A 23,869-nucleotide genomic window follows, 5' to 3' on the forward strand; every position below is an offset into this window, starting at 1 on the left:
AGAATTAGGAATTCCCTAACACTAAATGCCTTTGTTTGGGTTATTTAACTCTTTCTGTTGTTACGTTAAACTTCCGTACTTTGTAACTGATACATATCCGCATAAAGGCCACCTTCTGCCAGTAACGTTTCGTGCGTTCCTCGTTCTACAATCTGCCCTTTGTCTAAAACTAAAATCAAGTTTGCATCACGAATCGTCGAAAGGCGATGCGCAATCGCAATTGTCGTTCTCCCTTGACGCATTTTGGCTAATCCTTCTTGAATCAATCCTTCTGTTTCTGTATCAATATTAGCGGTTGCTTCATCTAAAACTAAAATTTTGGGATCAGTCACAATCGTTCGTGCAAACGAAATTAATTGACGTTGCCCGCTAGAATAACTCGCTCCTCGTTCAATGACTTTCGCATGATAGGTATTGGGTAACGTGTGGATAAATTTATCCGCCTGAACAAATTCCGCAGCCTGTTTAATTTGTTCATCTGTAATATTGGGATTCAGTAAACGGATATTTCCAGCAATATCTCCATAAAACATGAAAGCGTCCTGTAATACTAAGCCCATCTTTTCTCGTAATTCTGTCATGGGAAAATCACGAATGTCACGATCATCAATTAAAATCTGCCCTTCATAAAATTCATAGAAACGCATGAGTACATTAATAATTGAACTTTTACCACTTCCTGTATGACCGACTAAAGCGACGGTTTCCCCGGGATTCGCGACAAAGCTAATATTTTTCAATACTTCGTTTTTGCCGTCATAAGAAAAAGTAACATTGCGAAATTCAATTTTCCCGCGAATAATTTCCCCATTCGCACCTACTGATTGTTGCGGCGTTAATTCTTCCGTATCCATAATTTTTAAAATACGGCTACCTGCGACAATCCCATCTGTAAAGATACTTAGGAAGTCCATCATTTGTGTCATCGGATTAAAAAAAGCTTGGACATACGTTACAAAAGCATAAATCATCCCCGCTTCTACAGGAGAATGTAAAGCATCGATGCCAAACATAGTTAAGGCCAATGCAATCGCCAACGTATACAACAAATTAATGATAGGACTTAATAATAACGAATTCATACGAATCATTGCTACTCGTGTTTTTAAATAATCATCATTGGTTTCCTCAAATTCTTTTTCCAAACGCTTTTCTTGGCGAAATTGTTGAATGATTTGCATCCCAGAGATGTATTCATTTAGTTTGGTGTTTAATTGACTTAATTTTTCCCGCATACTGCGATATAATTTTGAACTAAATTTTTGGTAATACCAAATCACAACTAATAAAATCGGCAAGAAAATTAGACAATAAAATGAGATTTCTGGACTGAGTTGAAACATTGCAAAAAATGACGAGATTACGGCAAAAATTCCTGTAATCACCATTAAGAATACATACCAGAATTCAAACAATGTTTCTGTGTCATTTGTAACACGAGACACCGTCGAACCCGCTGGTGTTTGATCAAAATAACGCATACCTAAAGTGTGTAATTTTTCAAATAATTTCACTCGTATATATTGATACGTTTTTAAAGAAGCCATCGAATACAAATACCATTGGAAAAACCAAACAATACTTTTGACAATGACACCAAAGAAATAAATAGCAGCAAAAGTTAGAATCACTTGCATTGTAGCAGTTTTAGGCGTTAAATAATTATCCATAAAAACTTGAATGACTCTAGGCAAAAGAATATTGATAATTGATAAGCCAAATGCAAAGAGAATAGCTGTGTAAAACATGCGTCGAAACGGTTTGGCAAAACGAAACAAACGCTGAACAATCGTTAATTGTTCTTTCAGCGGTAACTCTCTGGACCATTCGGATTGATACTTTTCTTCCATTAACTCTCACTCCCTTCAATTTTCGCTTCTAATTGCTGTTTTTTCCACATCCGCTGATACCAACCCTTCTGAGCCAGTAACTCTGGATGCGTCCCCCGTTCAATAATTTTCCCTTCATCCAACACTAAGATTTCTTTTGCATGCATGACACTACTTAAACGATGCGCTGTAATGATAGTGGTTTTTTCTTGGCGCGTTTCTTTTAGGTTTGATAAAATCGCCTCTTCAGTCTTCGCATCGACTGCAGATAAGGCATCGTCTAAAATTAACAATTCTGGTTCAACAATCAAGGCCCGTGCAATAGAAATCCGTTGTTTTTGTCCTCCAGAAAGCGAAACGCCACGTTCCCCAACCATTGTGTCATAGCCTTCAGGGAATGCTTTAATTTCTTGGTTAATAAATGCTAATGCTGCCGCTTGTTCAACTGCCGCTTGTTCCAAGTCTGGTTTAGCAAAACGAATGTTATCTCGTACCGTCATGGAAAAGAGAAAATGGTCCTGTGGCACGTAACCCATTGCACCCATCAATGCATCTAATGTGTAATTTTTAATGTCATGTTTTCCAAAGGAAATCGTTCCTTGGTATTGGTCATATTCACGCATCAACAACTTCAAAATAGTGGTTTTACCAGCGCCTGTTTTGCCAACAATCCCCAAAGTTTCTCCTTCTTGCAACGAAAATTGGATATTTTCCAATGCCACCGTCTCTTCTTTTGGATAAGAAAAAGAATCAATCTTCATTGAAATTGTTCCTTGCGCCATCGTTTTGATGGCATCTTTTCGTTCGATAATATGCGTTTTTTCATGCAATAATTCGTTTACACGATCGTAACTAGCATTCCCACGTTCCAACACATTAAATAAGCGCCCAATTGCAAACATTGGCCAAACTAGCATCCCAATATAGGCAATGAAAGAGACCAACTGACCTAAACTAATCGTTCCTTCCATGATGAAACGACCACCAATAATAATTGTCAAAACATAAGAAACACCAATAATCAGCGTAATAAACGGATCAAATAGTGCATCTAAAAAGTTCGTTCGTTTATTTTTGACGATAGCATCATCAATTTTCTCTGTAAAATCAGCAAGATCTTCTTTTTCTTGCCCAAATGTTTTAATGACTTTAATTCCAGTGATACTTTCTTGTGTTTTATCATTAATCGCTGAAAAAGCAGCTTGTGAATCTCGAAAGGCATCATGCAACTTAGAACCTAAAACTCGTGAAGTGACGGCTAATAAAGGCAGCGGTAATAAAGCAATTAATGTTAAGCGCCAATCGACAAATAGAACCATTGCGATAATCGTTGTTCCTCCCGTAATCACAGAGTCGGCAAACGTTAAAATCCCAGCTCCAGCCACATTTTGGATGGCATTTAAATCATTGGTTGCATGCGCCATCAAGTCACCTGTCCGATATTTCTGATAAAAGATGCTATCCATTTTTGTGAAATGATGAAATAATTGAGTCCGTAGCTCTTTTTCCAAACGAGCGGCACTCCCCCAAATATGCATCCGCCAAATATAGCGAAAAAGATATTGGGCAAGCCCAGCACCAATCAAGAGTGCAACCCACACGATAATTTTCGTTAAGCGAATTTCTTTGTTAACGATTTCATCTACAACGACGCCAATAACTTTGGGCGGGACTAATTGAACAAGAGCGACCATCATTAATGAGAAAACCCCAATAATATAACTTTTTTTCTCTTGCTTAAAAAACCAGCCTAATTTTTTGAATATGGACATTCAGTTGTCCCTCCTTTACTTTGTTGTTCTACGAAGACTACTTTCGAGCTAGAAGGTTTCTTCGTTATTGTTGTTTTTGATTAAACGTTTCGCTCTTTTCCTCCTAGATTATCCTATTCTCCCGCAAAACAACAAAAAAACGGACTGAAAATCAGCCCGTTTTTACACTTATTCATGATTACCTGAATAACCTTTACTATTTTCCTTGGTTTTTCATTTGTTGCATCATTTGTCTAACCTTTTTCTCTGACGGTTTTTGACCCATTGATGCCATCATCATGCGTAACATATCCTCATTAACGGGAGGATTTTTTTTGAAATAATCTTGCATATATTTGCGTGCAAGGAAAAAGCCCCCTGCAGCGCCTACTAATAAAGCGATTACTGCGATTAATACTACCCAACCTGTTGCCATTGAAACTCTCTCCTCTCCGTATAGTTTTGCTCTCAATGAATTATTTTACTAGAAATAGCAAAAAAAGAAAAGTTCTTTTTGCGGGATTTCTCTTAAATAATGAAAAAAGTCTGATTTTTTTGCAAAATAGTGATTAAAAGTCAAAAATATACGCTCTTAAATGTCAATAGGACCTTTAAGAGCGATTGTTGCTTCAGTTTTGTCCTTGAATTTTTTCTAATAATTCTGGATCAAATGTTTGATTTTTTAACATCGCAATTTCAAAGCCGTAAGGGGCCTTTTTATTTTTTTTGTCTTCTCCGACATAAGGTGTTTCTAAAATTTTTGGTAAAGCAGTTAATTTTTCATGGTGAACCACACCGTTTAAAGCTTCAAAACCAATAGTGCCAAAGCCAATATTGGCATGACGATCTTTATGTGAGCCCATAGGATTTTTAGAATCATTCACATGAATAACTTTTAAACGATCCAATCCGATAATTTTATCAAATTCAACTAACACGCCATCAAAATCATCTTTTACATTATAACCTGCATCATTAATGTGACAAGTATCCAGAGTGACAGAAAGTTTATCATTTAGCGTAACTCCGTCAATAATCGCAGCTAGTTCGTCAAATGTACGGCCGATTTCGGTCCCTTTACCAGCCATGGTTTCTAAAGCGATTTGAGGGATTTGCTCTTTCCACAAGACTTCATTTAGACCTTTAACAATTTGTTTGATGCCAGCTTCTGGACCTGCACCAACATGCGCACCTGGGTGTAACGTGATTTGCGTTGCTCCCAACGCTTGTGCTCGCTCAATTTCTTGACGCAAAAAGTCTACGGCAAAACCGAAATTTTCCGTTTTAATTGTATTACCTAAATTAATAATATACGGGGCATGAACGACGATATTACTTAAATTGTGTTCCTTCATAAAAGCTTGCCCAGCTTCAATATTCATTTCTTCAATCGGTTTCCGACGCGTGTTTTGTGGCGCACCTGTATAAATCATAAAGGTTGTTGAGCCATAACTAGCCGCTTCCTCGGCAGAGCCTAATAGCATTTTCTTGCCACTCATACTAACGTGTGATCCTAATAACATGTGGTTCCTCCTAATAATTCTTCTTTTTCTTTTGGTAGTGTTGATACTGTTGCAGCCATTCTTCTAGCGTGATTTTTGTTACTAATTCGCCAATTAGTTCATAGGGTATTCGCTTAGGATTAGTGAAGCGAAGACAACTTTTCCCCATGTTTAGCTTTGTTGACACTTGTTCCTGATAGGCTTCTTGAAACCAACTTCGGACGGCTTCATTTCCCATTAATCCCATGTGATATAAAGCTACTTGCCTTTTAGTAGCGCCTAAGCTGATAAATGGTAACGGTTCATCACCACGGTTAAGATAGCCTTCTGGAAATACTGAAAGTGGCACAACAAAGGTTGGCATGCCATATTGCATTGTTAATTCAAATCCTGCTGGCAAATTTTGCGAAACGACATCTAATACTTGCTGATAAGCAATTCGCCAGTTTGGTTCAACTGTTTCGATGTATGCTGTAACTGTTTCAATTGACTGCGCCATTATTTCTTCCTTTGCTGATAAAGCGCTTTGGTTTTATAGCCTTCTTTTAAAATGACTAACATTTCAGTTTGCCGCTTTTTCCGTGTCTCCGCTCGCTTTGCACTAAATACATACCGCGCCCACTCTTTTTGATAACCAGGCGTTAATGCAGCGAATGTCGCTGCAGCAGCTGGTTCTGTTTGTACCAACGCTTCAATTTCTGGTAAATATTGAACATAATCCCCAACAGCAGAACTGGTCTGATTCTTCGCTGGCTTTTTAAGAACATTCTTCATGCCGACAACCGTAAAAGTCTCATCTAAACTAACCATGCGATTAAATTTTAAGGTTGAGCCTTTAATATACCCATCTGCCTCGTTTACTTGTAATGTTGGAAAAATTTCATCTCGGTGGACAAAAGTTGGATACATTTTATTGCCTTTTTTCGGATAAGCCACATATAACAACCCATTTTCTACTAAATGTTGACCTTCAATCACCATTGAAACAATCTCTTGAAATTCCGCCATCGTTTTCACAAATGCAAAAATCAGCTCAACTGGTTCTGAGGGTAATTGCTGCGCGGCTGAAGCAAATTCAGATAGATACTCTGCCTGTGGTCTATTTAAAATAACTAGTTGCTGATACTTCGTTAAGTTTAACTTTTCGACAATTGATTTCATAACCTACTCCTTATAGCGACTGCACTTTTTATTCTAGCATAGCACAAGTTATCTGTAATTGAATATGCCCAATAGTAAAAAAGAGTTTTTTTGTAACAGAATTAATCCCAATTTATCTTTTTTAAAAGCGAAAGCTTGGAACCTGTTGTCTAAACGACCTTCGTCCCAAGCTTTCATTTTTTTAGTATTTTAACAAGAAATATTTTTTCTTACCGCGACGAATCACAGTAAATTGTCCTTCGATTTTATCAGTTTCTGTCAATTCAGCTGCTAAATCTTGTCTACGTTCTCCATTGACGTAAATCGCTCCATTTTGAACATCTTCACGGGCTTGACGTTTGGATGGTTCTATTTTTGAGGTAACTAATAAGTCGACTAAACTTAATTGATCCTCTGGTTGCACCTCATACGTTGGTACATCTTTAAAGCCTTGTTTAATTTCTTCTGCTGTTAAGCTTTGGATATCCCCGCTGAATAAAGCTTCTGAAATTTTAACCGCTTGATGATAGGCTGCTTCACCGTGGACTAAAGTAGTCACTTCTTTGGCTAACGCTTTTTGCGCAGCACGTTGACCTGGGTTCGCTGTAAATTCTTCTTCAATTGTTGCAATTTCATCCAATGTTAAGAAAGTAAAGTATTTCAAGAATTTCACGACATCACGATCATCTGTGTTAATCCAGAATTGATAAAATTCATATGGCGAAGTTTTTTCCGCATCTAGCCAAACTGCGTTTCCTTCTGTTTTACCAAATTTGGTACCATCTGCTTTTGTAATTAAAGGCATGGTTAAGCCGAATCCTTGAACTTCTTGTTCTCGGCGTAATAATTCAATCCCTGAAGTAATGTTCCCCCATTGATCACTGCCGCCTAATTGCAATAAACAGCCTTCTGTTTCGTACAATTTCAAGAAATCATACGCTTGTAATAATTGATACGCAAATTCAGTATAAGAAATTCCTGTTTCGATTCGGCGTTTCACGCTTTCTTTACTCATCATATAGTTAATTGTAAAGTTTTTTCCCACATCACGTAAGAAATCAATTAACGAAAGCTCTCCAAGCCAATCATAGTTATTTGCTAGAATCGCTGGATTTTTTTCATCTTCAAAATCGATAAAACGTGACAACTGGCCCTTAATACTTTCAGACCAAGCCTTCACTGTATCAAGTGTGTTTAAACTACGTTCTGCATCTTTGAATGATGGATCACCAATCATGCCTGTTCCGCCACCAACTAAAGCAATGGGCACATGACCATTTTGTTGGAAACGACGTAACATAAGAATTGGCAGTAGATGCCCGATGTGTAAACTGTCTGCCGTTGGATCAAAGCCGATATATAATTTAACAGATTCTTCATTTAATTGTTTTTGTAAGGCTTCTTCATCTGTGACTTGGTAGACCAACCCACGGGCTTTTAATTCTTCAAAAAAAGCTGAATTCATGATTTTCCTCCTATAGTAAAACATAATAATAGATCAAATTCCCCTATTCATAGTAACCGATTCTGTCACACTTGAAAAGTCAAAAAATGAGATTTCCCTATTTTCTCTTAAGTTTTTTCAACAAAAAATGGCAATTGGTGTAGAAACTATTCATAGAAGCTTTTTTTTGCTATAATAACACAGAATGTATCATTTTATTGAGGTGAAGCTTTTGAAAAATAATTCAAGTAACAATAAGCAAAAACCAACGACCTCTTCTGGCGGCAATGTCTTTTTACTTATTTTAAATGTCATTATTCGCGTTTTTCAGTCATTAGTGGTTTTTGGGGTTATTCTGATTGTCTTAGGTGGCTCTCTTGGCTTAGGTATTGGAATGGGCTATTTTGCTTTTCTAGTTGAAGATACACAGCCCCCAACGAAGGAAGAATTGCAAAAAGAAATCAGTGATATTACCGAAGTGTCAAAAATGACTTACGCAGATGGTACTCCGATTGCTAACATCAAATCAGATTTAATTCGGACACGAATTAATGGCGATCAAATGTCTCCATTGCTAAAAAAAGCCATTATTTCAACAGAAGATGAATATTTTGAAGAACATCATGGGGTGGTACCAAAAGCGCTAGTTCGAGCGTTGATTTCTGATGCGACAGGTATCGGCGGTTCTTCTGGTGGTTCAACATTGACTCAGCAATTGGTCAAGCAACAGATTTTAACTGATGAAACGACCTTTAAACGGAAAGCCAACGAAATTTTATTAGCTTTACGTATTGAAAAATACTTTTCTAAGGACGAAATCGTGACAACTTATCTAAATGTCTCCCCTTTTGGTCGTAATAACAAAGGTGAAAATATTGCAGGCGTGGAAGAAGCAGCCAAAGGACTCTTTGGTAAAAGTGCCAAGGACTTGAATCTTCCTCAAGCGGCCTTTATCGCAGGACTTCCCCAAAGTCCCATTGTTTACACGCCCTATACTAACACTGGTGCCTTGAAAGACGATTTGTCTTTAGGAATGAAGAGAAAAGATTTTGTTCTTTTCAGTATGTACCGAGAAAAAGCTATTTCACAAAAGGAATATGAAGAAGCCAAAGCTTACGACTTGAAAAAAGACTTTTTACCAACTGAACAGGCCAATGTCAATACAGAAGGCTATCTATACTACACGGTGTTAGATAAAGCAGTTGAGATTGTCATGGATTTAGATATGAAAAAAGCTAAAGTTAATCGTGATGATTTAGATCAAGTTGGTTTAGATCAATATGAAGAACAAGCACGTCGCGAAATCCAGTCGCAAGGCTATACAATCCAATCGACCATTGATCAGAACATTTATAACACGATGCAAACCGCTGTCGCAAATTATGGTTATTTGCTTGATGATGGCACTGCAGATGTCAATGGGAATACAATGATTGAAACTGGCAATATTTTAATGGATAACGCTACTGGTCGTATCCTCGGTTTTATCGGCGGCAGAAACTTCGATATTAATCAAAACAACCATGCCTTTAATGCCGATCGTCAAGTTGGTTCTACGATTAAACCAATTTCTGTCTATGGCCCTGCGATTGATCAAGGACTCATTGGTTCTGAAAGTCGTCTGGCCAACTACCCAACGACTTATGCTGATGGTACAGAATTTGTTAATTCCACAAATGTGGATTTAAATCAATTCGTGACTGTTCGAAATGCCTTGAATTGGTCTTTCAATATCCCTGTCGTTCATGTTAATAATGAGCTAAGGAAAAAAATGGGTGATGATAATTTCTCTTACAATCACTACTTAAGTAAAATGAACTATCCAGCTTCAGATGCTTGGGCTTACGAATCTGCGCCATTGGGTTCAGTAGAAACAAATGTTGTAACACAAACAAACGGCTTCCAAGCGCTTGCTAACAAAGGTAAATATCAAAAAGCCTACATGATTGAAAAAATCACAGACAATAGCGGACATGTGGTCTACGAACACAAAGATGAAGGAACGCAAGTTTATTCACCGGCGACCGCTTCTATTATGAATGACTTGTTGCGCTCAGTGGTGGATTCTGCGAATACGACAAAATTCAAACCAACATTAGCTGGCTTGAATCCTCATTTAGCCAGTGCTGATTGGGTCGGAAAAACTGGGACAACTAATGACTATAAAGATTCATGGCTAATTGTCTCTACCCCGACTGTGACACTAAGTTCTTGGTCAGGACATGATCTACCAGCGCCAATGACGACGACCAGCGGCGACAATAACGGGAATTATATGGCGAACTTAGCTAACGCGCTGTACTATGCGAATCCAGAATTGTTTGGCATTGGTCAAAAATTTGAATTAGACCCAAGTGTCATTAAATCAAAAGTTTCTGAATTTACTGGTGAAAAACCTGGCTCAATTACCTATAATGGTGCCAAGTTCAACACACCTGGCAAAACAACGACTTCATACTATGCCAAAGATGGTGCACCACAAAGTACCTATAAATTTGGGATCGGTGGAACAGACAGCAATTACGCTTCTTACTGGGGAAATCTTGCTCCACGTGCCACTACAAATAATAACAACAACAATAACAATAAAAACAACGATAATAAAAAGAATAATAATTAACTCGCTAAAATGAGCCAGAAAACGTATTTTTCTGGCTCATTTTTAGGTATCAAAAAAAGGCTAAACTAAGAGTTACCGCTCTTTGTTTAGCCGTTTAATTCAATTTATTTTGTTGAACCTTTTTGATCAATTCCATAAGGTAAAACAACTGTTTTTTCTTCAATTTCTTCTTTGTTCATTAGTTTTGTTAATAAACGCATTGACACGGCACCGATATCATATAAAGGTTGTGTAATACTTGATAGACGTGGACGAGAGACTTCTGTAAGCAATGAGTTATTGCTTGTAATGATTTCAAATTCTTCTGGAACTTTCACACCAGCATCTAGCATCCCATCTAATAAGCCAATTGCTAGCTCATCATCTGTAACAAAGGCAGCAGTTGCCCCACTATTACGGACACGCTCAGCCAAATTAATGCCTGCTTTAAATTTATATTCAGATTCAAAAACTAAGCCTTCATTATAAGACAAGCCATTTTCCGCTAAAGCTTCTTTGTAGCCTTTCATTCGGTTTTGACCATTAATTGGATCGATTAATGCACCACTAACAAAAGCAATTTTTTTGTTCCCATTTTTCGCTAAAGTCGCTGTTGCATCTTTCGTTGCTTCTGTGTAATCAATATTAACGCTACCAACTTGTTCGTCTGGATCAATTGAACCTGCTAAGACAACAGGTGTTTTTGAACGTGAAAATTCACCACGAATATCATCTGTAATGCGATGACCCATAAAGATAATCCCATCTACTTGCTTGGCAAGTAAATTGTTTAATACAGTAACTTCTTTTTGATCGTCTCCATCTGAATTAGCTAAAATGATATTATATTTATACATTGTAGCCACGTCGTCAATGCCACGTGCTAATGAAGCAAAAAATGCATTACTAACATCTGGAATAATGACACCCACTGTTGTCGTTTTTTTACTTGCTAAACCACGTGCGACTGCGTTAGGACGGTAATCTAAGCGATCAATCACTTCTAAGACTTTTTTACGCGTTGCTGGTTTTACATTGGGATTACCATTGACAACACGAGAAACAGTAGCCATAGATACATTTGCCTCTCTAGCAACATCATAAATTGTAATTGTTTGTTTTTCCATGTTTCTTCTCCTATAAATATGAATTTGTTCTCATTTTCTGAAAACACTGTTTACATTTCTTTCCTAGCCTAGAATATCAAAATTCTTCTATTTTTGCAACCGTTTTATCGTTTTTTCATGAAAATTTACTTTCCATTTCAAAAGGAACTTTTTGTCATTTCATGTTATGATAGTACTGTGATTCACTTCAGAATAAAAGAAAGAAGGATGTTTTATGAATCAAAAAAAAATTACCGATTTAAAAAATTGGATGCACCAAGAAAAGATTGACTTCACTTATATTAGTGATCCTGGTCATATCGCTTACTTTTCCGGTTACGAAAGCGAACCTCATGAGCGCGTGTTAGCTTTGTTTATCGCTGCGGACGACCAATCATTTTTATTTACACCTGCATTGGAAGTCGAAGATGCCGAAAATAGTAGTTGGACTTATCCCGTTTATGGTTATTTAGATAGCGAAAATCCTTGGGAAAAAATTGCGGCTTTATTAAATAAACGAACACAAGGCACACCACGCTTTGCTTTAGAAAAACAAGCTCTTTCTTTAGCTCGTTTCGATCAATTGAAAACCTATTTCCCAGCTAGCGATTTTTCGCATGATGTTACGCCTTTAATTGAAAAACTTCAATTAATTAAAACAGAACCTGAAATTCAACGTTTACTAGAAGCTGGTAGTTGGGCTGATGTCGCTTTTGAGATTGGCTTCAAAGCAATTCAAGCAGGCGTTGCGGAACAAGAAATTGTTGCAGAAATCGAGTATCAATTAAAACGTCAAGGTATTCGCTCAATGAGTTTTGATACGTTAGTCTTAACAGGAAAAAACGGAGCTAGTCCTCACGGGGTACCTGGCGAAACAAAAATTGAGCCCCATGACTTAGTGTTATTTGATTTAGGTGTCGTTCATAATGGCTATTGTAGTGATGCCACACGAACAGTCAGCTACTTGGAACCTTCTGATTTCCAAAAAGAAATTTATGGAATTGTCTTAGAAGCACAATTAGCAGCAACTGAAGCGGTGAAACCTGGTGTTACAGCAGGCGAATTAGATGATATTGCCCGAGGTGTAATTACAAAAGCTGGTTATGGTGAATACTTTAACCATCGCTTAGGCCATGGCATTGGAACCACTGTCCATGAATACCCATCGCTAGTTCATGGCAATGATTTAGTCATTGAAGAAGGTATGTGTTTCTCTATTGAGCCCGGTATTTACATTCCTGGAAAAGTAGGCGTTCGTATTGAAGATTGTTTACACGTAACGAAAACAGGCTCCGAACCATTCACTAAGACAACCAAAGAATTGCAAATTATTGAATAGCATAAAAATAAAATGAGGCCATCAGTCAACCGGACTGATGGCCTCATTTCTAAATTTTAAGGTAAGCCGCTGAACAAAAGCAACACGATCCGTTGCTAACTTTCATAAGCTAAATGCTTGTTACCCTTTAAATTCTTTTTTCACGTCTTTCGCTGCATCTTTAACATCTTCTTTTGCTTCTGCAGCTTTTTCAGGAACATCTTTGGTGGTTTCTTTTGCTTCATCGACACCAGCAGAAACAGTTTCTTTGGCCGCTGCCGCAGAATCTTTAACGTCAATATAGATATCTTCTGCTGCATCTTCGGCAATTTCACCTAAATCTTCTGCGTGATCTTGAGCATCGTCAGCTGCTTTTTTAAATTGATCAGATAAATCACCTGTTTGTTTTTTAAAGTTATCAAGCATGTCGCCAGAAACACCTTGTGCCTTATCTAATGAATCTTTTGTTTTTTCTTTGACAGAACCTGCCAAATCAGAGGCTTGATCTGATAAAACGCCGGCTTTTTGTTTTGCGATTTCTGTTAATTCTGTTCCTTTTTGAACAGCATAATCTGTGTAATCTTGCGCTTTGTTTTTTAAATCATCTGTTTGATTTGATAAATCATCACGTAATTCTTTACCTGATTTTGGTGCAAGTAATAATGCGGCAACGGCTGCTGCTGTTCCACCAATTACTGCTCCTAAGAAAAATCCGCCTTTTTTAGCCATAAAAATCTCCTCCAATTAGTTATTTGTTTTTTTATTTTTTGAACGCATTGCTCTAAAAGCAGAACCGCCTACTTTACTCACTAAACCAGCTTTCGCTGTGCCTTTCCCTACGGTTCCTACCTTCGTAATCAAATGTTTACTTGAGGTGTTCAATTCAGAGACACTTTCGCTTAAATCAGCAACGGCCGTAAACAACGGATCAATCGTTGCCACTTTTTGATTCACATCTGTCAATAGTTCATTACTTTTAACAAGCAAGCCTTCCACTTGGCGACTCAATACATTCACATCGCTAGTCACGACTTTGATTGTTGTATTTGTTTCATCAATTGTATCTTCAATTTTTGAAACAACTTGAGAAACTTTATATAACACAAGTACTAAAAAGATGACTAAAACAACAAATGCTACCGCTGCAATTAAGGCAGCAATTTCCCCACCTGACATATCATTACTCCCCTCTGAAATTTTATTTATAATCTTAGGATAACACCAACTTATATTTTTCACAACTCATAAAGCTAAGAATGACAATTTATTTTATAAAATTCTCATGCCCTTTTCTTTAAGAAAAAAAGCGTAAAATTTCCTTCTAACGAATTGAAATTTTACGCTTATTTTTATTTATTTTTCTTTTGGTTGCTCTTTTTTCGCTAATTGAGCACCTAAATTAATAATGTATTCTCGCAAATTATCTTTTACTTCTGGATGAGTCAAACCATATTCAATGCTTGTTTTCATAAACCCAAATTTATCGCCAACGTCGTAACGTTCACCTTTAAACTCACGAGCAAAAACGCGTTGTGTTTTATTTAAAGTGTCAATCGCATCTGTTAACTGAATTTCGTTACCAGCTCCTGGTTTTTGATTTTCAAGTACATCAAAAATTTCAGGGGTTAATAAATAACGGCCGATAATCGCTAAATCACTTGGTGCTTCCTCGGGTTTTGGTTTTTCAACAAAGTTCTCGACATTGTATAGTCCTTTTTCGATTTCTTTTTCTGGATTGATAATACCATATTTTGAAGTATCTTCATGGGGTACTTTCATTACCGCAATTGTCGAAGCATGTGTTTGTTCATAATCATCCATTAATTGTTTCGTTAATGGCACTTTATCTTCCATTAAATCGTCGCCTAACATCACGACAAAAGGTTCATTGCCAACAAATGCTTTCGCTTGTAAAACAGCGTGTCCTAAGCCTTTCGGATGGGATTGACGAATAAAATGTAAATTAACATCCGTTGTTTCTTCGACTAATTTCAATAAATCGGTTTTATTTTTTTCTTTTAAATTATTTTCTAATTCAACATTTGAATCGAAATGATCTTCAATCGGACGTTTGGCTTTGCCTGTCACAATTAAAATATCTTCGATTCCTGAAGCTAGTGCTTCTTCTACAATAAATTGAATCGTTGGTTTATCAACAATCGGTAACATTTCTTTTGCCATCGCTTTAGTAGCCGGCAAGAAACGTGTTCCTAACCCAGCTGCTGGAATAACTGCCTTTTTAACTTTCATCTTTTTTCCTCCTAAAAATCAAGTGTAAATTCGTTTTCGGTTTTGCCATCGCGCAACATGATTTCTTTTGCTGCTTGTTGTACATCTTCGTCATTGTACAAGACATTGTAGATTGTTTCTGTGATTGGCATTTCGACTTCTAGTTGTTGTGCCAATTCATAGGCTGCTTTAGTTGTTGAAACACCTTCCACAATCATACCCATGTTTTCTAAGACTTCATCTAACTTATGGCCTTTTCCTAATAAATTACCCGCACGCCAATTTCGAGAATGGACACTTGTACAAGTAACAATTAAATCCCCAACACCACTTAAACCAATAAATGTTAATGGGTTTGCTCCCATCGCAACCCCTAAACGACTAATTTCTGCTAAACCACGAGTCATAATTGCCGCTTTGGCATTATCACCAAAGCCTAAGCCATGAATCGCTCCGGCGCCCAAAGCAATAATATTTTTTAAGGCCGCCCCTGTTTCTACACCAATCACATCATCGTTCGTATAAATTCTAAAGTAATCATTCATAAACAACTCTTGCACATACACAGCGTCTGCTAAATTTTCGCTTGCTGCTGTAATGGTTGTGATGTCATGAACAGCGACTTCTTCTGCATGGCTTGGACCAGATAAAACCACAATCCCTTGCCGTTTTTCTGCTGGAATCTCTTCTGCTATCACTTCTGAAATCCGCTTATGTGTATCTTGCTCGAGCCCTTTACTTGCATGAATAATAATTGGTTTTGTTTTTAAATGTTGGGCCACTTCTTGTGCTACTGAACGAATGGCTTTAGTTGGTACCACAAACAGTACCGCATCAACATCTACTAAAGCAGTGGCTAAATCAGTGGTTGCCTGAATTGAAGTAGGTAAGATTAATTCTGGTAAATAATGTTTGTTGGTGTGTTTTGTATTTATTTCATCGATTTGCTCTGGTTTATTTCCCCAAATACAGACCTCGTGTCCATTTTCGGCTAATACTTGAGCTAAAGCTGTCCCCCAGGAACCTGGACCTAAAACAGCGACTTTTTGTTTCATCGGTGAAACTCTCCTTTCGCTAAACAACGTTACTTCTTTAGTTTACCATATTCTTCGATCAAGTTGGATTAAGAAGTTGTTATTTTTTTCTTTTGTTTCTCCCGATTGTAAAATTTCAAATTGGGATTTCTTCTGCGAACGATCACAATAACAATTGCTGCCACGAACATCACTAAAGACAACAATTGTGAGACACGAATGTTACTAAACGCATACAAACTGTCCATCCGTAAGCCTTCGATGAAGAAACGGCCGAAAGAATACCATATTATATAACCTAAAAAGACTTCGCCTTCTTTTAAAAAGTGTGGCTTTTTGCGTAATAACACTAAAACGATAAAGCCTAAAACATTCCAGACAGATTCATATAAAAATGTTGGTTGATGATACGTTCCGTTGATATTCATGTTATCAATGATAAACGTTGGTAAATGGAGATTTTCTAAAAATTGTCTGGTGGTCGCTGGCCCATAGGCTTCATGATTCATAAAGTTGCCCCAGCGACCAATTGCTTGCGCTAAAATCACACTTGGTGCGGCAATATCTAAAAAAGTCCATGTAGAAATGAAACGATGACGCGTAAAGAAAAACAGCGCCAGTCCCCCACCAATAAGACCACCATAAATCGCTAAGCCACCATTTCGAGTAAAGAAAATTTCAATCGGATTGTCTACATAGTCTTGCCATTGAAAAGCGACGTAATACAAGCGCGCGCCAACAATTGCTGCAGGTAATCCCCAGAGCATAAAGTCAAAGACATCATCTTCTTTTAAACCAACACGAACAGCTTCACGACTACTTAGCCAAACAGCTAAAGCAATCCCTGAAACAATAATAATTGCATACCAATAGACGGGAATACCGAAAAGGCGAAATGCAATTGAATTTACTTGAGCTAACATCATCACATCTTCTCCTTCTATTCTCCTGAATTTTCTTCAATCAAACGGGTTAAGCGCTCTTCGAACGTTTTTGTTGCATCATAGCCCATTGTTTTCGCGCGGAAGTTCATTGCTGCTACTTCAATGATAATGGCCACATTTCGGCCGGTCTTAACAGGAATACGAATCTGAGGGACATCAACGTTAGCTATTTCAACCATTGCATCATCACTACCGAGGCGATCATATTTCTTGTCTTTTTCCCATGCCTCTAAATAAACGACCAATTGAACTTGCATAAAGCCGCGGACCGCACTAGCTCCAAACAGGTTCATGACGTCAATAATTCCGATACCACGAATTTCAATTAAATGCTGCAAAATTTTTGGTGGCTCTCCAACCACGGTTAATTCATCTTGCTGATAAACATCGACACGATCGTCTGCGATTAGCCGATGTCCACGTTTAATAAGCTCTAAAGCTGTTTCACTTTTACCAATACCGCTATCTCCTTGAATCAAAACACCAAGTCCATAAACATCAACTAAAACCCCATGGACACTTGTCCGAACAGCTAAACGGCCATCTAAATAACTGGATAGTTCCCCTAGTAAACGGGAAGTTGAAATCGGTGAACGTAATACAGAAACGCCATTTTCTTTTGCTGCTGTAATTAATTCTTCGGGGATTTCTAGTCCTCTGGATACTATAAAGGCTGGAGTATCTTTCGCACATAAACGGCGCATCACTAATAAACGCTCTTCAGGCATCATTCGTTCCGCAAAGGTAATTTCTTTGCTCCCAAATAATTGTAAACGGTCATGGGAATAATAATTAAAATACCCAGTTAATTCTAAACCTGGCCGGGAAATTTCACCAGTTTTAATTGTTCTATTTAAGCTTTCTTCATCTCCGTATACTACTTCTAAAGAAAGATTTTCTACCAGTTGATAAATCTTTACCACTTCTGTCATATCGAATGTCAGTCCTTTCTGCTACTTGTTATATTTTATCATTTAAAAATACAAGTTTCTAGCTATTCACTAGATAATTCCTAGAATTATCATATTTCAAAAAAATGAAACTATTTTTCAGTGAAATTACCTATGCTATTTCTGTTACTTGACTATTTCAGAAAACTTTGTATACTTGAAGCCGATCCTTTTAAGAAAAGAGGAAACTTATGAAAGAATATTTAAAGGAAAAAGCCCATCAATTACCGTTAACACCGGGTGTTTATTTAATGAAAGACGCAACCGACACAATTATTTATGTGGGTAAAGCCAAAAAATTAAAAAATCGCGTGTCGAGCTATTTTATTAATAGTAATCAACATTCTCGAAAGGCGATGCGCTTAGTCAAACAAATTATAGACTTCGATGTTCTCCATACTGACACAGAATTGGATGCGCTCCTCCTAGAATGTCAACTGATTCAACAGTATCGACCGCGTTACAATCGCCAAATGAATGCTTATGAACAATATTCTTATGTATCGGTAGCCGTTAATGAGCGGCAATTAGAGATTAAACTCTTAAATATTCCCACTAAAGAGAACTGTTTTGGTCCTTATTCGATTCGTCGAAAATTAAACCGTTTAAAAATAATTTTGGATAGTATCTACGATCTCGTCCCAACCAACTATTGGCATCAAACCTTTCAAAAAGAGAGTGCCATTCCGACCGAACTATTTCAACAAGAATTGTTCGACTTTTTCCATAATCAAGGACGAGAACCAATCAAACGAATTGCTCAACAAATGCAAGAATCTGCTGAAAAACAAGCCTTCGAAAAAGCGGCAAAACTCAAAGAAGATTGGCTCTTTCTGACGCGCTTTGCAAACCAAAATCAACGAATTAGTCAAGCTAACCAACGAGATTGGCAACTGATGTGGTTACCTTGTCAGAAAAAAATCAAATACTATTTAATTTACCAAGGCTTGGTGGTAGCAACACGTGTTGTAACTAAACAAACGTTTCAAAAATATTCACCGCTTGAACTAGCAAAAAAAATCATGCCCAAAAAATCACCGAAAACAATTGAGCATTACTCGAAGCAACAAGTTGATTTTTTAAACATTTTATATGGCTATATCAGCCGTCATCCAGAATGTCACCTAGAAAATTTAACCATCGAAAAAGCCTGAAGAACGCATTTTATGCTACGTTCTTCAGGCTTTTTTATTCATATTTAGATAAATTGTGATCCGTAACGATCGTATTGACAATTGACATAATTACAGCCATTAGCACCGCTGCCCAAAAACTTGAGAAGCCAAAGTTCATTTCCCCCACAAAAAACGAGGTCATTTGTAAAATCGCTGCATTGACAACAAAGCTAAATAGACCAAACGTTAATAAAGTAAATGGGAGCGACAAGATTGTTAAGACTGGTTTCACCAACATATTTAGGATTGAGAGAACAAAGGCGGCAATAATTGCAGGCATTATGCCTCTCACATGAATCATGCCAGGAAAAACAACTGATAAAGAAATGAATGTCAGTGTATTAACAACCAATCGCTGAAAATATGTCATTAAAAGTCACTCCATTCGTCATCATCAATTTTTTCCGCTTCTTTACGTTGCTTTTTATTGGCAGCATAAGGATTTTCATTGCGAACATTTCTATTATAAGGATTTTGATGGCCGTAGCCGCGATCGCTTCCTGTTCTTCCAGAAGGGATCAAGACTGCTAAGGCAATGTATAAGAGAATGCCTGGAAATCCTGCTGAGAAAAAGCTGAGCAAGACATAAACGACACGAATAATTGTTGGGTCAATTCCTAGCCAATCAGCAATCCCAGCTAAGCTTCCTGTTAAAACCACGTTATTCGGAGATTTTGTTAGTTTTCTTTTCATATGTTTTCACCTCGTCTACTAAATTTTACACTAGAAAGGCTGATTCGTCAGCCCATCTAGCTTAAAATTATTAATTATTTATCCGTATCTTTTAGGAAAATACTTCCCGTTGTTGTAGAAGCATTAATTTGAGCCATTGATTCTTCCAGTACACGTCTAAAATGTAATTGTTGATTGCCGCGATCTTTCTTTTCACGGACAACTTCAATATCTGTTAAACGGCTGTTAATACTACCTAAATTAGTTTTCACTTGCCCTTCAACGCCTAAGTCATTTGGCAAAGCCAATTTGATATTCCCATTTGCAGAGCTTGCTTCAACACGGCGAAGCGTTTTTTCTTTAGCTGTAATGCGGATATCTCCATTAATCAGAGAAACACTTAGACTTTCTGGTGCCGCGGAAATAGACACATCACCATTGACTGTTTCAATAATGTTATCTAAAATCGTTCCTTCTAGGACTTTAATTTCACCATTCACGCCTTCAATTTCTAACATAGTTGCATCAATTTTTTTAAACGTAATCGTCCCATTCGTTGATTTTGTGTAAACATCTTTCGCTGTTAACTCTTCTACTAAGACATTTCCGTTTAATAATTTAACAGATACATGATCGTAAGTGCGTTTTGGTAAATAGAACGTTAAATCTGCTTTCACCCGTTTATTTGGCACTTGGAAAGAAATCGTTTCATCATCCACATCAATGTCACTTCGTTCTAAGAAAGCTTCCATTGGTGAATCTCCTGCCATTTTACCATATAATTTGATTTTTGCTTCGACTTTCACATCTTCTTGATCCCAAGTTTTGAAAACCACGGTACCATTTGCTACCTTGACATCAATTAAACTTGCTTGTGGATTTGGATAATTAAACTCATGTTCAAACTTAGTTGTTGCCACACCAGGAACTTTCATTTTAATGTCTTTCCATTCCACATTATCATTCATGGTGTCACTGAAAGAATTAAATGTTTTTTTCAAGAATTCTCCCACTTGGCCGCCAACTTCGGCAACTTTACCGCCGACTTGGTTAAAGGTGTCTGTGGCTTGATCTTTCCACTCTTCAGAGAATTGAGAAGAAACTTTTTCTTTTGTATCATTCCATTGACCTTTCCATTGTTCTTTGCGAATGTTTTTTAGTTCTTCTTCCAGTGCTGTTTTTTCAGTACTTTGAGTCGCTAATTTTTCTTCTAATTGTGCAAGTAAAACGTGCAAGTCTTTTCGTTGAACTTGTTCATCTTCTGTCAATGCATCTAATTCTTCTTTTGTATCTAATGTTCCAATTTCTTCTGCGACTTCTTTAATTTCTTCTTTGATGCCGGCAATTTCTGCGTTGACTTCGTCCAATTCAGCCGAAGCACGATTGGCTTTTGTTGCTAACTCATCAAGAATTCTTTCTAAGTTTTCACGATCTTTTTCTGCACTGTCCTGTGTATTTTCTTCAAACGAATCAACAGTAGGTCCTTCTGATTCGCCTTTTTCTAATGCATCCATTAAATCTGCGACTTGATCTTCTTTATTTGTTGTTCCAATATTTTGTGTATCAACTTTTTCAGCAGCTTTTTCGATTTGTTTTTCATCTTTTTCAGTTGCCATATTTTCTAATAAAATTAACGCTTCTTCTGACGTTAGAATACCTTTTTTCACTAATTCTAATACGCGTTCTCTTTCTTTCATGGATATTGCCTCCTTAGCAAATTTTTCACTCAATAGTGTTTTCCTTACATGCATTATTATGCCTTGTTTTTGATCATTTGTCATAGGACTTAAGAACGATTTCTTCTCATTAGTAAGGACTAGTTTTATAAAATCAGTTCATTTTACGCTAAAAAAACTAGGAATTGGTCTAAAAAAGGCCGTCTCCTAGTTTTTTTATTTGTTTTTCTTAAAATTGTTCATCACGATTACTATTCAATTCGGTAATTTTACCAGTTGCCAAGTAAACAATCCACTCACAAATATTTGTGACATAGTCGCCAATTCTTTCCAAGTATTGTGCCACATGTAGATAATCAGTTCCGCTAATGACCGTTTCTGGATTAGCTTTCATTGCTTCTACGGCATGTTTGTAAATACTATCGAAATATTCATTAGTACGATCATCCATTTGTGCAATCATTCGTGCATCTTTTTGATCCGTTTTAACATAGGCGATTAAAACATTATCCACCATTTTTTTCACATAATCAGACATATCTGAAATTTCTTTTTCAATTTCAGGAATACGTGTTTCTCCTTTTAAGCGAATCGTTGATTTAGCAATTGAAACGGCATGGTCCGCCATTCTTTCTAAATCCGAACTAGCTTTCATAACAGTAATAATCATACGTAAGTCTGTTGTCACTGGTTGTTGTAACGCAATCATTTCAAAACTCTTTTTCTCAAGTTTGACTTCCATATCATTAATTTCAATATCGCGATCAATCACTTCTTGAGCCAATTTTTTATCATGATTAATATATGCCTTCACGGATTTATGGACGGCACTACTAACCATCATACCCATTTCATAAAATTGATTGTGCAGATTCAATAGTTCTTCTTCAAATTGTGTCCGTAACATTCTTTTTCCCCCTTTTAACCAAATTTACCAGAAATGTAATCTTCTGTTTGTTTTTCTTTTGGATTTAAAAATACTTTTTTCGTGTCATTAAATTCAATTAAATCACCTTGTAAAAAGAAGGCCGTTTTATCAGAGATCCGTGATGCTTGTGACATATTATGTGTCACCATAATCATCGTATATTTCTCTTTTAATGTTAACAGCATGTTTTCAATTTTACCACTAGAAACTGGGTCCAAGGCGCTAGTTGGTTCATCTAATAAAATAATATCCGGTTCCACAGCTAAAACACGAGCGATACAAACCCGCTGTTGTTGTCCACCAGAAAGTGAAAGTGCACTTTTGTGAAGTTTATCTTTGACATCCTCCCAAACGGCAGCAGCTTTCAAACTGGTTTCAACTGCTTCATCTAAGACTTGCTTGTCTTTGACTCCTTTTAGGCGCAAGCCATAAATCACATTTTCATAAACTGAAAACGGAAATGGATTAGGTTGTTGGAAAACCATGCCAATTTCTTTACGTAATTCAACGTTATCTGTTTTCGGTCCATAAATATCTTTTCCTTTATAGACGACACTTCCAGTAATAGTTACGTCTGGGATTAAATCATTCATACGATTCAAGCAACGTAAATACGTTGACTTCCCGCAACCAGAAGGACCAATCATGGCAGTTAATTCTCCTTGATTAAAAGTTAAATCAATGCCTTTCAATGCTTCTTTTTTCCCGTAATATAAATGTAAATCTTTTGATGAAATAATTTCTTTGCCCATCTTGCTCCTCCTAACCAAAATGTCCTGAAACGTAGTCTTCCGTTGCTTGAATTTTTGGTCGTGTAAAGATTTTTCTTGTATGGTCGTATTCAATGACTTTACCCATATAGAAGAAAGCTGTATAGTCACTAATCCGCGCCGCTTGTTGCATGTTATGTGTCACAATGATGATCGTGTAATCATCTTTTAAATTCACTAACGTTTCTTCAACCGTTCCTGTTGAAATCGGATCTAACGCGCTTGCCGGTTCATCTAACAATAAAATATCTGGTTTCATCGCAATTGCCCGAGCGATACACAAACGTTGTTGTTGCCCACCAGACAGAGCTAAGGCGCTTTTGTTTAAGTTATCTTTCACTTGATCCCAAAGTGCGGCTTGCTTCAAACTTGTTTCAACGATTTCATCTAATTTTTTCTTATCCTTTTCACCATGCTGTTTCAATGCGAATGTGATATTTTCATAGATAGATTTACTAAATGGATTGGGCCGCTGAAAAACCATGCCAATGCGTTTTCTCATTTCGTAGACGTCAACTTCTTTCGTATTGACATCGACATCTTTATACATGATTTTTCCAGTAACACGTGAATTGGCAATGCCATCGTTCATACGATTTAGCGAACGTAAATACGTGGATTTACCGCAACCAGAAGGTCCAATTAAGGCGGTTATTTTGTTCTTTTCAAATTGCAAATCAACACCTTTGATAGCCTCATTGTCCCCGTAAAAGACATGTAAGTCTTCCGTGTGTAACGCAATCGGGTCTTTTTGGCTATCTAGTTGAAGTAAATGGGTATCATTTAAATTGTATTCTTTCAT

General features: G+C 37.1%; 23 protein-coding genes and 1 pseudogene. 3 read left to right on the forward strand and 21 right to left on the reverse strand.

Going from position 1 to position 23,869, the window contains the following annotated elements; genetic code table 11:
* Nucleotides 1-65: 65 nt before the first annotated feature.
* The 8 genes and pseudogenes from IGJ37_RS07150 to tyrS form a co-directional block, all read right to left on the reverse strand.
* Entirely contained in the window at nucleotides 66-1,850 is a 1,785-nt protein-coding gene (locus tag IGJ37_RS07150) for an ABC transporter ATP-binding protein (protein WP_002374713.1), read from the reverse strand.
* Nucleotides 1,850-3,601 (reverse strand): ABC transporter ATP-binding protein, encoded by a 1,752-nt coding sequence (locus tag IGJ37_RS07155; protein WP_252671098.1) that lies wholly within the window; start codon nucleotides 3,599-3,601, stop codon nucleotides 1,850-1,852. Before IGJ37_RS07155 ends, IGJ37_RS07150 begins: the two co-directional genes overlap by 1 nt.
* 196 nt (nucleotides 3,602-3,797) lie before the next feature.
* Nucleotides 3,798-4,016, reverse strand: coding sequence for a YneF family protein (locus IGJ37_RS07160; protein ID WP_002357397.1), 219 nt, complete (start codon nucleotides 4,014-4,016; stop codon nucleotides 3,798-3,800).
* A 193-nt stretch (nucleotides 4,017-4,209) separates the two neighbouring features.
* Nucleotides 4,210-5,103: a deoxyribonuclease IV gene (locus IGJ37_RS07165; RefSeq protein ID WP_002357396.1), complete on the reverse strand. Its 894-nt coding sequence runs from the start codon at nucleotides 5,101-5,103 to the stop codon at nucleotides 4,210-4,212.
* A gap of 10 nt (nucleotides 5,104-5,113) precedes the next feature.
* Complete coding sequence (locus IGJ37_RS07170; protein WP_002369299.1) at nucleotides 5,114-5,581, reverse strand: DUF1801 domain-containing protein; 468 nt, start codon at nucleotides 5,579-5,581, stop codon at nucleotides 5,114-5,116.
* Nucleotides 5,581-6,243, reverse strand: a complete 663-nt coding sequence (locus tag IGJ37_RS07175; RefSeq protein WP_104890829.1) for a YdeI/OmpD-associated family protein — start codon at nucleotides 6,241-6,243, stop codon at nucleotides 5,581-5,583. The genes IGJ37_RS07170 and IGJ37_RS07175 overlap by 1 nt, the downstream gene beginning before the upstream one ends.
* Nucleotides 6,240-6,420 (reverse strand): annotated as a pseudogene (locus tag IGJ37_RS07180) (hypothetical protein). The gene IGJ37_RS07175 and the pseudogene IGJ37_RS07180 overlap by 4 nt, the downstream one beginning before the upstream one ends.
* Before the next feature lie 4 nt (nucleotides 6,421-6,424).
* Nucleotides 6,425-7,687 (reverse strand): tyrosine--tRNA ligase, encoded by a 1,263-nt coding sequence (gene tyrS / locus IGJ37_RS07185; protein ID WP_002357324.1) that lies wholly within the window; start codon nucleotides 7,685-7,687, stop codon nucleotides 6,425-6,427.
* A 184-nt stretch (nucleotides 7,688-7,871) separates the two neighbouring features.
* Here tyrS and IGJ37_RS07190 point away from each other — a divergent pair, with 184 nt between their 5' ends.
* Nucleotides 7,872-10,286 (forward strand): transglycosylase domain-containing protein, encoded by a 2,415-nt coding sequence (locus tag IGJ37_RS07190; protein ID WP_016618336.1) that lies wholly within the window; start codon nucleotides 7,872-7,874, stop codon nucleotides 10,284-10,286.
* Between the two features lie 104 nt (nucleotides 10,287-10,390).
* Here IGJ37_RS07190 and ccpA read toward each other — a convergent pair whose 3' ends face one another.
* Complete coding sequence (gene ccpA / locus IGJ37_RS07195) at nucleotides 10,391-11,392, reverse strand: catabolite control protein A (RefSeq protein ID WP_002357319.1); 1,002 nt, start codon at nucleotides 11,390-11,392, stop codon at nucleotides 10,391-10,393.
* A 214-nt stretch (nucleotides 11,393-11,606) separates the two neighbouring features.
* Between ccpA and IGJ37_RS07200 the strand changes: the two genes are divergently transcribed.
* Entirely contained in the window at nucleotides 11,607-12,710 is a 1,104-nt protein-coding gene (locus tag IGJ37_RS07200) for an aminopeptidase P family protein (protein ID WP_325814835.1), read from the forward strand.
* Between the two features lie 120 nt (nucleotides 12,711-12,830).
* Here IGJ37_RS07200 and IGJ37_RS07205 read toward each other — a convergent pair whose 3' ends face one another.
* The 6 genes from IGJ37_RS07205 to hprK all read right to left on the reverse strand — a co-directional run bounded on the left by IGJ37_RS07205 (nucleotide 12,831) and on the right by hprK (nucleotide 17,828).
* On the reverse strand, nucleotides 12,831-13,418 hold the full coding sequence (locus IGJ37_RS07205; protein ID WP_002381831.1) for a YtxH domain-containing protein: 588 nt from the start codon (nucleotides 13,416-13,418) through the stop codon (nucleotides 12,831-12,833).
* A gap of 15 nt (nucleotides 13,419-13,433) precedes the next feature.
* Nucleotides 13,434-13,865: a DUF948 domain-containing protein gene (locus IGJ37_RS07210; protein WP_002357316.1), complete on the reverse strand. Its 432-nt coding sequence runs from the start codon at nucleotides 13,863-13,865 to the stop codon at nucleotides 13,434-13,436.
* 177 nt (nucleotides 13,866-14,042) lie between these two features.
* The gene (gene galU, locus IGJ37_RS07215; RefSeq protein ID WP_002357314.1) at nucleotides 14,043-14,939 is read right to left on the reverse strand and encodes a UTP--glucose-1-phosphate uridylyltransferase GalU; all 897 of its coding nucleotides are present in this window, start codon (nucleotides 14,937-14,939) and stop codon (nucleotides 14,043-14,045) included.
* A gap of 11 nt (nucleotides 14,940-14,950) precedes the next feature.
* On the reverse strand, nucleotides 14,951-15,973 hold the full coding sequence (locus IGJ37_RS07220) for an NAD(P)H-dependent glycerol-3-phosphate dehydrogenase (protein ID WP_192190035.1): 1,023 nt from the start codon (nucleotides 15,971-15,973) through the stop codon (nucleotides 14,951-14,953).
* A 68-nt stretch (nucleotides 15,974-16,041) separates the two neighbouring features.
* Nucleotides 16,042-16,875: a prolipoprotein diacylglyceryl transferase gene (gene lgt, locus IGJ37_RS07225; protein WP_002381830.1), complete on the reverse strand. Its 834-nt coding sequence runs from the start codon at nucleotides 16,873-16,875 to the stop codon at nucleotides 16,042-16,044.
* Between the two features lie 17 nt (nucleotides 16,876-16,892).
* Nucleotides 16,893-17,828 carry an HPr(Ser) kinase/phosphatase gene (gene hprK, locus IGJ37_RS07230; protein ID WP_002357309.1) on the reverse strand — a complete coding sequence of 312 codons (936 nt, stop codon included), beginning with the start codon at nucleotides 17,826-17,828 and terminating at the stop codon, nucleotides 16,893-16,895.
* A gap of 209 nt (nucleotides 17,829-18,037) precedes the next feature.
* Between hprK and IGJ37_RS07235 the strand changes: the two genes are divergently transcribed.
* On the forward strand, nucleotides 18,038-19,000 hold the full coding sequence (locus IGJ37_RS07235; RefSeq protein ID WP_325814836.1) for a GIY-YIG nuclease family protein: 963 nt from the start codon (nucleotides 18,038-18,040) through the stop codon (nucleotides 18,998-19,000).
* Between the two features lie 34 nt (nucleotides 19,001-19,034).
* On the opposite strand, the gene IGJ37_RS07240 is transcribed toward IGJ37_RS07235, so the two are convergent.
* From IGJ37_RS07240 to pstB (IGJ37_RS07265), 6 genes are all read right to left on the reverse strand, one after another.
* Nucleotides 19,035-19,391, reverse strand: a complete 357-nt coding sequence (locus IGJ37_RS07240) for a phage holin family protein (protein WP_002357307.1) — start codon at nucleotides 19,389-19,391, stop codon at nucleotides 19,035-19,037.
* Nucleotides 19,391-19,714: a PspC domain-containing protein gene (locus IGJ37_RS07245; protein ID WP_002357306.1), complete on the reverse strand. Its 324-nt coding sequence runs from the start codon at nucleotides 19,712-19,714 to the stop codon at nucleotides 19,391-19,393. Before IGJ37_RS07245 ends, IGJ37_RS07240 begins: the two co-directional genes overlap by 1 nt.
* A gap of 74 nt (nucleotides 19,715-19,788) precedes the next feature.
* Entirely contained in the window at nucleotides 19,789-21,390 is a 1,602-nt protein-coding gene (gene liaX / locus IGJ37_RS07250; protein ID WP_002360155.1) for a daptomycin-sensing surface protein LiaX, read from the reverse strand.
* Between the two features lie 208 nt (nucleotides 21,391-21,598).
* Nucleotides 21,599-22,276 carry a phosphate signaling complex protein PhoU gene (gene phoU / locus IGJ37_RS07255; RefSeq protein WP_002357304.1) on the reverse strand — a complete coding sequence of 226 codons (678 nt, stop codon included), beginning with the start codon at nucleotides 22,274-22,276 and terminating at the stop codon, nucleotides 21,599-21,601.
* Between the two features lie 14 nt (nucleotides 22,277-22,290).
* The gene (pstB, locus tag IGJ37_RS07260) at nucleotides 22,291-23,049 is read right to left on the reverse strand and encodes a phosphate ABC transporter ATP-binding protein PstB (protein WP_002357303.1); all 759 of its coding nucleotides are present in this window, start codon (nucleotides 23,047-23,049) and stop codon (nucleotides 22,291-22,293) included.
* Nucleotides 23,050-23,059: 10 nt separating this feature from the next.
* Nucleotides 23,060-23,869, reverse strand: coding sequence for a phosphate ABC transporter ATP-binding protein PstB (gene pstB / locus IGJ37_RS07265; protein WP_002357302.1), 810 nt, complete (start codon nucleotides 23,867-23,869; stop codon nucleotides 23,060-23,062).

The sequence above is a fragment of the Enterococcus sp. AZ104 genome, from assembly GCF_050546705.1.
GTDB lineage: Bacteria > Bacillota > Bacilli > Lactobacillales > Enterococcaceae > Enterococcus > Enterococcus faecalis.